Annotated in this window: 9 protein-coding genes; 6 read left to right on the top strand and 3 right to left on the bottom strand. The window is 34.7% G+C overall.

The genetic code is table 11. From position 1 onward, the window contains the following. Positions 1 to 4: 4 nt before the first annotated feature. The 3 genes from UABHE_RS11040 to UABHE_RS11030 all read left to right on the top strand — a co-directional run bounded on the left by UABHE_RS11040 (position 5) and on the right by UABHE_RS11030 (position 5,807). Positions 5 to 556, top strand: coding sequence for a hypothetical protein (locus UABHE_RS11040; protein WP_372370330.1), 552 nt, complete (start codon positions 5 to 7; stop codon positions 554 to 556). 127 nt (positions 557 to 683) lie between these two features. Then, positions 684 to 2,162: a S41 family peptidase gene (locus UABHE_RS11035; protein ID WP_372370329.1), complete on the top strand. Its 1,479-nt coding sequence runs from the start codon at positions 684 to 686 to the stop codon at positions 2,160 to 2,162. A 375-nt stretch (positions 2,163 to 2,537) separates the two neighbouring features. Beyond that, the gene (locus tag UABHE_RS11030) at positions 2,538 to 5,807 is read left to right on the top strand and encodes a serine/threonine protein kinase (RefSeq protein WP_372370328.1); all 3,270 of its coding nucleotides are present in this window, start codon (positions 2,538 to 2,540) and stop codon (positions 5,805 to 5,807) included. A gap of 376 nt (positions 5,808 to 6,183) precedes the next feature. Here UABHE_RS11030 and UABHE_RS11025 read toward each other — a convergent pair whose 3' ends face one another. Next, a complete protein-coding gene (locus tag UABHE_RS11025; protein WP_372370327.1) occupies positions 6,184 to 7,626 on the bottom strand; it encodes a DegQ family serine endoprotease in 1,443 nt (480 codons plus the stop codon). 449 nt (positions 7,627 to 8,075) lie between these two features. Between UABHE_RS11025 and UABHE_RS11020 the strand changes: the two genes are divergently transcribed. Then, positions 8,076 to 9,380, top strand: coding sequence for a protein kinase (locus UABHE_RS11020; protein ID WP_372370326.1), 1,305 nt, complete (start codon positions 8,076 to 8,078; stop codon positions 9,378 to 9,380). A gap of 350 nt (positions 9,381 to 9,730) precedes the next feature. Further along, positions 9,731 to 10,237 (top strand): META domain-containing protein, encoded by a 507-nt coding sequence (locus UABHE_RS11015; protein WP_372370325.1) that lies wholly within the window; start codon positions 9,731 to 9,733, stop codon positions 10,235 to 10,237. Between the two features lie 78 nt (positions 10,238 to 10,315). On the opposite strand, the gene UABHE_RS11010 is transcribed toward UABHE_RS11015, so the two are convergent. Beyond that, on the bottom strand, positions 10,316 to 11,422 hold the full coding sequence (locus tag UABHE_RS11010; RefSeq protein WP_372370324.1) for a hypothetical protein: 1,107 nt from the start codon (positions 11,420 to 11,422) through the stop codon (positions 10,316 to 10,318). Positions 11,423 to 11,531: 109 nt separating this feature from the next. Here UABHE_RS11010 and UABHE_RS11005 point away from each other — a divergent pair, with 109 nt between their 5' ends. After that, positions 11,532 to 11,819, top strand: coding sequence for a hypothetical protein (locus UABHE_RS11005; protein ID WP_372370323.1), 288 nt, complete (start codon positions 11,532 to 11,534; stop codon positions 11,817 to 11,819). An 88-nt stretch (positions 11,820 to 11,907) separates the two neighbouring features. On the opposite strand, the gene UABHE_RS11000 is transcribed toward UABHE_RS11005, so the two are convergent. Next, positions 11,908 to 12,156, bottom strand: a complete 249-nt coding sequence (locus UABHE_RS11000) for a zinc ribbon domain-containing protein (RefSeq protein WP_372370322.1) — start codon at positions 12,154 to 12,156, stop codon at positions 11,908 to 11,910. Positions 12,157 to 12,190 lie beyond the last annotated feature (34 nt).

The raw sequence follows: 12,190 nt of genomic DNA, 5'->3' as shown, positions 1-12,190 counted from the left end.
AAATATGACTAAGGCTCTTTTTTGGAAAGAATGGCGCACAATACAAAATATGACGTTTGCAATTGTTGTTGCCTTTATGATAATGCGGTTTGTGACAATTGAAAAATATTATGTTGATCATGTGGTTATGGGCGTTTGGGTAATATATTTACTTTTTTTGGGTGTAACATCGTTTAGCACTGAACAAAGCAAAAATAACCTATTGTTTTTACTAAGTTTAACAGCGCGGCGTTCTACAATATGGTTAGTAAAACTTAGTTTGCGATTAGTGATAATAGTGATTTTTCTGCTGTATATTTCCGCAGAACAGTATTTTGAAGTAGCGCCAAAATTACTTATCGTTGTTTCGTTGTCTCTCTTTGCTTTTTGCTTTTTTATTTCTCTGCAAATAGAAAGTCCTATCACTTGCGCTAGTGCAGCATTTGTCTTTGAAGTGAGTTTATTGATAATACTTTTTAAATTATCTTGGACAATAGTGTGGAGTGTACTTTTCTTGTTGCTCATTTCGATGATAAGTATTGCCGTTTCTTACAAAAAATTTCGGAATTTTGTGTAGCGCAGTATGAGGCTTTTTTAGCAATTAATAACAAACCCAGTACCCGTTGATAAGTTAGCGAGAGAAAGTAACGCGACATTACTTTTCTTCACTAACTTAATAGGCTTTATGTGTTAAGGATTTTTCTATGAAGTTTTTATTAAATTTGATATTCATTTCAATGGTGGGAATTTTTTGTCAAGAGAGTGATTTTTCTTATATTAGCAAGCGTTTTGAGTATCCAAATGAAAATAAATGGGCAAAACGTTGGTTACCTCGTGCGCAAGCAGTTGAGGATTTAAAAGAATTCCAGCAATATTTAGAGAGTAAATTTTCTTATCTACTTTTGCGCGAGGTAAACTATCAAAAAGCTTTAGAGGTTATCTCTAGTAATATTGGAGAAGGGATAGAGGTGGGGAATTTGGCATTACAAATTAATAAAATATTGGCTCTTTTTCCTGATGGACATGCTGCTATAAGAGGAGCGAGAAAGGTATTTCCCAATAAACTATTCACTCCTTTTTTATTTGGAGAACATAATCGACGAATTTTTATTTTTATGGAAAATCGCGAATCTTTTTTTCATCAAAAATTTCTTTATATTAAAGAAATGGATGGGATTAAAATAGAAAAATGGCTAGAAGTAAGCAAGCAATCTGTGGTCAAAGGTTCTCCCCAATTGATGCGAAAAAGAGCTATGAAAAACTTGCGATATATTGGAATTTTGCGAAAAGAATTAGGTGTTAAAAATACTAATGAGTTAGAACTAGTTTTAGAGTCAAGGCAAGCGGAAACTTTTAAAACGAAAGTTAAATTATCTTCAAAAAAAGCGTATTACGGAAAATGGCCACGAACTAAAACCAAGCTTATTGGAAATATAGGCTACCTACGAATTCCTTCTATGAGCGATGAGATTGAAGACATTGAAAAAATTTATACTGCGATGGATCAGTTTAGAACGACACGAGGATTGATCATTGATGTTCGAGGAAATAGTGGAGGTTCGCGCGATATTCTTAAGGTTTTATTTGCCTACTTTATGTCACCTGGCGAAAAACCGCAGATTGTCAATGTTGCAAAATACCGAAAATCCCCTCATGAAATTGAGGATGGTTATTTACAAAGTCGCTTTCTTTACCCTGAAAATTCTGCCATTTGGTCAAAAGAAGAACGAGAAGTAATTGCGCAGTTCAAAACTTCTTTTATTCCTGAGTGGAATCCTCCTGTACAGGATTTTTCTCAATGGCATTATTTTATTTTAAAGCACTCCGGTAACAAAAGTGTGTATTATTACAGTCAACCTATTGTTGTACTTATAAATAGCAATTGCTTTAGTGCAACAGATATTTTTCTTGGTGCGTTAAAAAGACGTAAGAATATAAAAATTATCGGTACACCAAGTAGTGGAGGTAGTGGCAGGAGCAAAACTTTTCGCCTGGAAAATAGCGGCATTGGTTTTAAAATATCGAGGATGGCTTCTTTTCAGGCAAATGGTAAACTATACGATTGTAATGGTATTTTTCCTGATATATTGGTGTACTCGCAACCTGAGTTTGAATTAGGAACAAGTGATGTTGTTTTGGAAAAAGCTTTAGAAAAATTAAAAACGAATACTAAAACAAAGTGATGATTATTTTGGAATGAAAAATCACAGCTATATTTGAATTGCATTCCAACTGCTAAGAAATTCCATTGAACAGTGGTAGTTTATAGTTATAATAAGAAGCTTGTTACGTTTAGTCGAAATATTGTATGTTCAATTGGGGGCATTTTTATCAAAGCAATTATAAATTTTTTACTTTTGCTGGTCGTTCTATTAATTCCTTTTGCGTGGATTTGTCGCGATGGACTAGGTCCTGATTCATTAGAATCCACTGGAATTCAGGCAATATCTCAAACTTTTTGGACTTTTTATCTTGGACCATTTACCGTTTTACTGTTTGTTTTGCGGTTATTTTGTAACACTAAAGTTCCCGAAAGTACAGCGTAATGTAGGTCGTTAATGAATAATAAATATCAAATAATCAAGGAACTTGGGCGTGGTGGAATGGGAGTGGTGTACCATGTACATGATCGCCAACTCAATCGCGAATGTGCCTTAAAAGTTTTACACAATACAACAGATGTTTCTCGGAAAAGATTTATTGAAGAAGCACGTGCTATTGCGAAATTGCATCATTCTAATATTATTCAGGTTTACGAAATTAGTTATTTTGAGCAAAATGGTACTACTTATCCCTATTTTACAATGGCTTATGTAAAAGGCATTTCTTTTGATATTTGGCTACAACAGCAAGATAGTATGGAGCAAAAATTATCTATTTTTTGCCAAATTTGCGAAGGCGTTGGTTATGCACATGCAAACAATATTATCCATCGTGATTTAAAACCACATAACATAATTGTTACTGAAAATAATGTTGCAATTGTTTTAGACTTTGGGTTAGCAAAAAACATCGATAAAGACACTCATTTAACACAAACCGGCGAAATTTTCGGTACGCCTAAATATATCGCTCCTGAGATAGTCACCTCTGGACAAGCAGATCATCTTTCTGATTTATATTCTCTCGGAGTAATTTTATATGAAATGCTAACAGGCTTTGTTCCTTTTGACGGAAAAAACCCTATTGAAATTATTTTTAAGCTAGCAACAACAACTCCCATGCTCCCCTCTAAATTAAATCGAAAAATTGTGCGCGATAGTGACATTGAACTGGTTTGTATGAAAGCTATTGAAAAAATACCCCAGAAACGATTTCACTCTGTTTCCTTATTGCAACAAGAAATAAGTGCTATTAGAGAAGGAAAGCCCATTTCCATACGCCCTGTTCGTGGCGTAAAAAAACTACTACTTCAGTTCAAGCAAAATTCTTTGGCGCAATTCTTTGCTTTTATTTCTATTGCTTCTATTATTTGGGCGTTAGTGTTATGGAAGATTACAGATCAAAAAATAGAAGCAGTAAATCTTATAGTAAACGAAGCGCATTTGAAAATCGCAGAGGGACATGAAAAGCAGCTAAATAACATTGCTAGACAATTAGAATATCATATGGATTTTGCAATAAATAATAAAAGTGTTTTTTTGCCTCTCCTTGATAAATGGATCGAAGCTTATAAAGAAGTAGATAAAGTGATTAGTGAATCAAAAAAAATAACAAATGAGTGGTTTCGTCGTTTTGAAAAAACACATACTTTTTTGAAATTCTTTATTCTTCCGCGCTTAAGTAAACGGAAACAAACAAAATTATTTGTTGTTCAGCAGCTAGGGAAAACAAAACTTTCACATTCAGGAAGATATGTGGCTAGTTATAATGAAAATGCTTTGGAGATCTACGATCAAAATCGCAAATTGTATCAAGAAGATGGTATTTTTATGGGATTTTCTCGTGACGATAAATATGTGGTTTACCAAAAGAAAGGTTTACATTTTTTTTCTCTAAAACAAGGAAAAGAAATTCCCTCTTTTCCTTGCTTTAAGCATCCGCGTATAATTTTTGCAAAGAATATGATTGCTTATACAAGTAAGAAAAATGAAATCACTGTTCTTTCTGCGCAAAACTTACTCGAAAAAGCTAAGTTTCAAACCGAAAAACCAGTAAAGCGTTTACTGTTTTCTCCTGATGAAAAATGGCTATTAATGATAGCCCCTTCACATATGTGTATAGGTAATGTTACAAATTCAAAAATACAGGTATTTCAAAATTTTCTGAGTGATTGGAATATTGGCGCTACTTTTTGGTATAGCGGTGACAAACTTAAGCTGTATTTGCGTGATTATCTTTCAAAAAATATATTTTTTGAGTTAAAAAATAATAAATGGTCTATTGAGAAACAGTACCAAAATTACTCTCAAAAAGAATTTTACCCTAGCTTGGATCTGGTGAAAATAAATTCTGAGAACATCATTCTTGCCAAGCGAAAAAAAGTTTTTTTAAAAAATTTAGAAAGCCAGGCTGAATACGAACTTTGTGAACATGCAAGTGAAGTCCAAGAAGTATTTTTTTTGAATAACGACTTGGTACTTAGTGAAAGTTTACAGCAGATAGAAATATCTAGTATACGTACGAAGAAAACAATACTTTCATTGAAAAATCAAGGACAAATACATAACTATTCCAACACCACATTAGAATTATTCTCTACAAAAAAACATTCTTCAAACGAACTTAATTGTATCTTAAAAAAGGTGAACATCTACCCTTCTCTAGTTAAAATACTACAACCTAAAGATCCACACATAAGTACAAAACAAATAAATGATTTTCGTAAATTGTCAACGGGAACAATGCATGATAACTCTTTAAGAGCATTTGCAACCCCAAATTTAAACTGTATATTTGTGCCGACAAGTATTGCGATGTTTATGTGGGAAAAATACGGCGACACTTATAAAAGTAAAATAGAACCATTTGCGCCACTATTCATGATGAAGTACAGTGCCTTTAGTAAAGACAAAAGATGGGTATTACTTTATCTAGTTAACACTATCTCCAAAAGTACCTGTAAATTTCACTTATATCAAACGAGTAAAGATATATATCAAAATAAAAAAGAAATTTATATTGATGCTGAAAAAGACAATTACATACAAGCGTTTGATTTTTCTAACGATAATCGATTTATTTATATCGGCGGGATGCAAAAAATTTGGAAGTGTCCACTTGAGTATTTGTTAAATAATAGAAAAATTCTCTTAACAAGCTTATCGTTGTTTTGTAGTGTAAATGCGCGAATTGTGTCTATAAAAATAAAACAAAATCTTATGGCTGTAGGACAAGGAGGAGGATCTTTATCCATTTTTGCCAATAACAAACTCGACTACCAAGTAAAACATCTACACACCAAAAATATTAATCGTTTTTGTTGGGCGAACACAAAACAAACATTGGCGTTTGTGAGTAACAACGAAGTACACTTGCTTACAAAACAAAACAATGAATGGCAAGAGAGAAAATTACAATACCTAACCCAAAGTCCTATAACTGATATTGGTTTTGATCCACAAGATAGATATCTCGCTATTTTTACAGAAGACAGTTTTGTTGTCTATGATTTAAGATACGATTTTTTTGTTTCTTCTGTTGTTGGCTACTACAAAAGTATGGGGGCTTCTTTTACTAGTGGCTGGAAACACATGGTTTGTGCTAGTCTTGAAGAAGTAGCAATCTTTGATCTTTCGAAACAAGATTTCAATTATTATCCTGAATTTTTTGAAGACGATATACATTTAGAAAACTTTATCAAAAAATTAAAATTTTATAAAGAATGATTAGCGGCGTGTTGGGTCTGTTCTGATTCAAGTAAAAGATGTGGTTGTTATCGTAACCGAATAATTATAACATTTTGGAGAACATAAACAAACAGAAGTTTTCCATCTTACCATTATTGAGAATCAAGAGCTTAAATAATATGAACAGTATCAAGAATAGCAGCGCGTGCAGAGTTGCGAGCAATATAATAGAATCGAGTTTTATTACATCTAGAGAGTGCCCAGTAAATTTACCATTACTTTTAGCAATATTAAGAAGAATGGATAAAGAAGCACGTTTAAGTTGATCAGCAAGAAATTAGGAAAGGCGTTAGCTAAGGTATGTTGAGAGATAAGGTTATAAACAGGGACCAGAATGAATCTGATCCCCATTAGCTTAATGCTTTTTGACAACAACGTATCGGCGTGAAAACCCTGTAATAACACGGAACAAAAACAATTCTTTGTCTTGCGAAAGAACTCTTTTGGCGTCTTCAATGTTTGTGATTTTTACGCGATTGATTTCAGTAATCACATCGTTAGGTCTTAGTGAAGAACGAGAAGCGGAGGTTTGATCCTCAATATTCGTGATAACCACACCTTTGTTTGTTTTTACACCTAAAGCTTTGGCTAGGTCTGCTGTTAGTTGCTGGATTTCTATCCCCAAATGATCAATTTTGGCTAATTCTGGCATAGATTTTTCTGGTTGTTTCGGCTGAACTGCCACACCTTGCTGCCATGTGGCTTTTTTAATATCCTCAAGTAGAATATTCAAACTGATGTTTTTTTGTTTGCGAAATATTCTTACAGAGACTCTTTTGCCTACAGGAGTTGTTGATACTGTGTGGCGCAGTTGTGCTGGACGAATAATTTTGTTGCCATCAAAATAAAGTATAATATCTCCAGATCTAAGTCCTCCACGTTTTGCAGGACTATTTGGAAATACTTGTTGAACTAAACAGCCATAAGATCCTTTCAATCCAAAGGCTTGCGCAATATCTGGTGTGACTTCTTCTATTTGCACACCCAACCATGAACGGCGTACTTCGCCGTTTTGCATAATCTGTTTCATGACAGTACGCGCCATGTTCACAGGTATTGCAAAACCAATTCCTTGGTAACCACCACTGCGGCTAAGAATAGCAGTATTAATTCCAATAACCTCGCCATGGAGATTGATAAGTGGTCCGCCAGAATTTCCGGGATTGATTGCTGCGTCCGTTTGAACAAAATCTTCGTATTCAGTAATACCTACTCCTGAACGCCCTTTAGCACTTACAATACCAGCAGTTACTGTTTGGCTTAGACCAAAGGGATTTCCTATAGCAAGGACCCATTGCCCAACAGCAAGATTTGCTGAATTTCCGAGAGGTGCTACAGGTAGATTACGGCCTTCAATTTTAATAACAGCTACATCTGTTTTCGAATCAGAGCCGATGACTTTTCCTTTAAATTTTCTTTTGTCATCGAGAGTAACAATTACTTCCTCTGCTTTGTCAACTACATGATGGTTACTTAAAATGTAACCCCGTGGATCAACAATTACTCCTGAACCCGCCCCTTGTTGTTTTTGCTGTTTTTTCGGAACGCGATTTTTTAATTGCGGATGGTTACGGAAGAACTCAAACGCTCCGCCTTTACTAGATACTTTACGCACTACAGAAATATGGACAACTGCTGGAGTTGCTTTTTTCGCAACGCGTACGAATGCTTGGGATTGCTGATGTAATCTGGCAATAGCTGCGTCTTGAGAATCATCAGCTTGAACGCTTGGTGCATAGAGAACACCAACTGCCATTATGGCTACAACACATGTCATAATGAATATTTTTTGTCGCATTTGTATTTCCTTTCTTATTAGAGCGCGCTGACGCTCTAGGAATAAATGAACTATTGCAGAACAAATTGTTAGTTTGTCTCTTGATGAAATAGTACCAAAACTACATTTTTATAACTGAGATAATAAAAGGACACTATGTGTTTATGCAAGTATTATGCCAAATACCTGTCAATTATAGAAAAGTATCTTAAGTTGTTTTTTTTCAAAATCTTAGATGTAAAACTTTCGTCTTTGAAATTTTAAAGGCAGAAGCTTTATGTATCCAAAACGCAACACTTTTTTACAATAAGTATACACAAAAGAGCTTGACTTAATTGTTTACTATTGTTGGTTTTTATTTTATTATATTGTTGGAGTATGTCGACATTTATCTTTTTTATAAAACCTAAAATATTGACACTCACAAAATTTGTCTTAGATTATTGTATTGGCCGAGGAAAAGATACAAAATGAAAATATGTTTAAAAGTTGTTACTGGTCATTTAAAAGGGCAAACCTTCAGTTTTGATGAATACAGCAAAATCTCAATAGGACGTTCACCAAAAGCTTATTTTTCCTTTCCTCAAGACCCGAAAATTTCGCGCTTACATTGTTTGTTAGAGTTTGTACCGCCTTATAACTGTTATATCCAAGATCTTGGAAGTAGCAATGGCACTTTTTATGGTATTCCCGATACCAAAACCCAAAAAATTCTGTTTAAACGCATTAGTGAAGAGCATGTTGAAAACAACCACTATATACGAGTGGGAGGAACAACTTTTCGCGTACAAATACCACCACTAAAAATTGTAAAATATTGCGATAAATGTAAATGCGTATTGAAAGATGATTCATTTGCCAAAGGTGAAGCAAGTACATTTGCTAATAAATACTACTGTCAAAAGTGCAAGCAACAAGAAAAGCAACAACCTTTAAGAGTGATAGAAGACTTTGAAATTTTACGCCGTATTGGTAGTGGAGCAATGGGAGCTGTTTACTTGGCGAGACACATCAAAACACAGCGTTCACTTGTTTTAAAAATAGCCCATCCAAGTATGCAACCTAATGAAAATCAAATCAAACGTTTTTTACAGGAAGCGGAGTTTGGTGCGCAGTTACGTCATAAATATATTGTTAATTATTATCGCGCTGGTTACTCCGAACTGCATGGTTTTTTTTACATTCCAATGGAATATGTACCGGGAATTGATTTGCAACAGTATATTACAAACAACAGTGGTCCTTTAACCCTCGCTATGGCAAAAAATTTTATGATACAGTTAACAGAAGCAATTGAATTTTTACACAATAATAAAATTATCCATCGCGATATAAAACCTGCGAATATTCTTGTGGTGAAAAAAAACAAGGCGATGAATATAAAACTAGCTGATTTAGGTTTGGCGAAAAGATATGAAGAGACAGGACTCAGTGGTATTACAATGTCAAATAAGGGATTAGGGACACCTGATTATTTAGCTCCGGAGCAACTAGAAAACGCGAAAGAAGCGGATGAGCGTTCAGATATATACTCAGCAGCGGCAACTATTTATCAAATGGTGACAAATCATAAAATTTTTACAGGTGGTCTACGTGAAATTTTTACAAAAATTATCAATGAAGAACCCATTCCTATTCGAGAATATGAACCATCAATCCCTGCAAATTTCGAAAAAATTGTGATGATGTGTTTACACAAAGACCCCAATGCAAGAGTACAAACGATGAAAGAATTTCGCATTTTGCTCCAAGGCATTTTAGCGAAAGTAAAGTAGACTTCTTTGTGCTATGTCTATATTTTTACTTGCTAAGTTCTATTGTTTTAGGGCGAGTCATTATTCAAAATATTGTGTGTTTTTTCGAGCCCGAGCCCGTTTCCGAAACTTTCACTAACAATTTATCAAAGAAGCAAAGTTTCTTTTTCCATCGCAAAAAACTAGTATTGAACTAATAAATCACTTTCTGTCGCTCTCAAAAAGTTTTCGGGCGCGGGCTCGCAAACGGACTCGGGCTCAATACTACTGGCGTATCATTAAACGAATCTGTTATATTTTTTATCTGTATTGAATGATGACACGCCCTAGTTGTTCTTTTAAATATCGTTTTCTTATTAAGGAAATTTTTTATGAAGTTGAGGATTATTTCTATCATTTTCTCTTTTGTAATTTTGATAGCATGCAATGACGAAAGCTCAGGTGCCAACGCAAAATCAGATCCTCCCAAGACAGATACTTCAAAAATGAATACGAGTACAAATCCCCTTAAGCGAGCACAAGCTGCTAAATGGGTGTTACAAAGTATGAAGTATAAAGGGTTAGTGTTAAAGCTAGTTAAAGGATCGAAAATTACTTTCACTTGCGATGCTAGTGGAGCTGTTACAGGAAAGAGTACGGTCAATACTTACTCAGGAGTACTTCAGGTAGATCAAAATGGAGCTATGTTGTGGCTAGATTCAGGAATTTCGCATACTGAAATGGCTTCTATTTCTAATAATGCAGATCAATTGCACCGGCAGGAAGATGCTTTCATTAAAACGATTAGAGACACTAGTCAGATGGTGGTTAAGGATGGGCTTTTGATTATCAAAAATAAAGATGGTAGTACTGAGTTAAAATTTGTTAAGGCTAGCTAGCCAAGTACTTAGTTTGGATGGAACCAACCGTTAAGGTAGCGCGGGAGGAAAGCCCGTGAGGGCTAATCGCTCGTTATTCTAACGAAAGTACACTTCAACAATACCTTCGAGTCCTATCCACTCTTTTACTTGAATGTCAATATTTTGTTTTGGCAATTTATCGATAGCATACATTGCCAACAAAAAATGATATTTGGGACGATGTTTTGCTGTTTGCCACCATTTTTGATATTCATTAATGACTTCTAACGTTTCCGCTTTTTCTTGGTTGAGTGTATCCAAAGGCAACAATTTTTCTTCTAGCGCTTCGATTCCACTGAGAATTTGCGCGCGTTTGTTCTTTAAATCTTCTAACTCTGGAGAAGCTTGAGAAGCTTTTTCTTCTATTTTTGGGAGTTGACGTTTCAAACTATTAATTTGCCTAAGATCTATAGAAATTTGCGCCTCTATTTTTCGTGCGTCTCTTATAAATCTATCTTCTTCAGCAATAATAGCACGTCGTTGGCGTTCAAAAGCATTTCTTCTACGAACCAAAGAAGCACGGCGTATTTCGTCCACTTCTCTAACAATTTGTCCATCTAGGCGACGAATTATAGCAATAAGACGAAGTTCTTCTTCTGCATTACTACGAAGAAGAGACCTGCGAGAATCTATCTCTGAACGACCGTCGTCTATACGTTGTTCTAACAAATTAATCGCTTGTTCTATTTGCTGTAGTTGCAAATTTGCTTTTCGTTGTTTTTCACCGAGTTTTGCGATCGTCTTGTCTAAAGTTTTTAACGCTGTTTCTTGGACTTTCTTTGCGGCAATTTCACTTGCTAAGTCGGCGCGAAGATTATTTAACTTTGCTTTTATTTGTGAACGACGCAGTGGGCTCATTGCTACAATTAATTTTTGATGGTTGTCATACAATTTGGCTGGATAGAAAAAGCCCATCTGTTTATTACTTATTTTTCTTGAATTTGCAATTTCTATTGTTGTTGACTCGATTCCTTCATAGGTCAAAAAATCTTGTAAAGCAGGAAGATGTGTAAATTTTTCGTAAGCCTTAGTCAATGATTCTACTCTGGCAGATCGTTTCGCATGTTGATCGAGCTGCTTGTAATATTTATTGATTATTTCTACAAGATCTTGTTCTGCAAACAATGTACAGAACAGACAAAAAGTTACTAATAATTTTTTCATGCCTAAATCCTTTCGCTTTACTCTCTATTTGACAACTTGCCTTCGTTGTGTTACCATAGAAATTATTATTATTCTAGCTTGTTTACATTCTACAAGAGGGGAAGGTGCTATGACAGGGGGAATCAATGACACAAAAACAACTGTCTATTATCAAACATTAGAAAATTTTCTATTGCGTATTAAAAAGAAAATTGCACCAAATCACAAATTAAAGTCCACTGGGCGCTTTAAGATGGACGATCGTTATCCCGAATACAAAAATCAAAAAAACGAAAATCAAGAAAAAACAGCGTTGGATGTTGCTAGTGTTGTCAATAAAGAATATGACGCTGAGTTTACTACAAAATTTAAAAGTTTTTTTTCGTTTATGAAGAAAATCTTTTGTAAAACATCTTAGGAATTATACCCTAGATATTATTTGGACAGTAGTAACGTGGTTGATCAAAAATCACGTACTAATGTCTAAGTGAGCAAAGATTAATAGTTTAACAGCAACTACACCCTCCAGAATGATTACTAGGTATGGTTGTAGCTTTTACTTCCCCAACACTCTTTCGCGGCACACTCATTCCACCACTAATAAGTCGTTTTACTTCTGAATCACGTGGTGTGGTTCCTAAATCTATATCGGCGACAGAACATAGTTTCTCCCATGTATTAACAGTTTCCGACATTCCATGTCGCACTTCTAAAATTTGTTGGTTGTGTTCGCAATAATATTCATACAATGGCATGTAATTTCTCCGTTAATTTACTATTCAAAAAACA

The organism is Candidatus Uabimicrobium helgolandensis, from assembly GCF_041508025.1.
In the GTDB taxonomy this organism is placed as follows: domain Bacteria; phylum Planctomycetota; class Uabimicrobiia; order Uabimicrobiales; family Uabimicrobiaceae; genus Uabimicrobium; species Uabimicrobium helgolandensis.
The sequence above is the reverse complement of the archived record's forward strand: the minus strand, read 5'-3'. Positions and strand labels throughout refer to the sequence as shown.

Bases quoted from the DNA above. Each gene is read 5' to 3' on its own strand.
- UABHE_RS11040 (WP_372370330.1), top strand. From the start codon at position 5: ATGACTAAGGCTCTTTTTTGGAAAGAATGGCGCACAATACAAAATATG.
- UABHE_RS11035 (WP_372370329.1), top strand. From the start codon at position 684: ATGAAGTTTTTATTAAATTTGATATTCATTTCAATGGTGGGAATTTTT.
- UABHE_RS11030 (WP_372370328.1), top strand. From the start codon at position 2,538: ATGAATAATAAATATCAAATAATCAAGGAACTTGGGCGTGGTGGAATG.
- UABHE_RS11025 (WP_372370327.1), bottom strand. From the start codon at position 7,626: ATGCGACAAAAAATATTCATTATGACATGTGTTGTAGCCATAATGGCA.
- UABHE_RS11020 (WP_372370326.1), top strand. From the start codon at position 8,076: ATGAAAATATGTTTAAAAGTTGTTACTGGTCATTTAAAAGGGCAAACC.
- UABHE_RS11015 (WP_372370325.1), top strand. From the start codon at position 9,731: ATGAAGTTGAGGATTATTTCTATCATTTTCTCTTTTGTAATTTTGATA.
- UABHE_RS11010 (WP_372370324.1), bottom strand. From the start codon at position 11,422: ATGAAAAAATTATTAGTAACTTTTTGTCTGTTCTGTACATTGTTTGCA.
- UABHE_RS11005 (WP_372370323.1), top strand. From the start codon at position 11,532: ATGACAGGGGGAATCAATGACACAAAAACAACTGTCTATTATCAAACA.
- UABHE_RS11000 (WP_372370322.1), bottom strand. From the start codon at position 12,156: ATGCCATTGTATGAATATTATTGCGAACACAACCAACAAATTTTAGAA.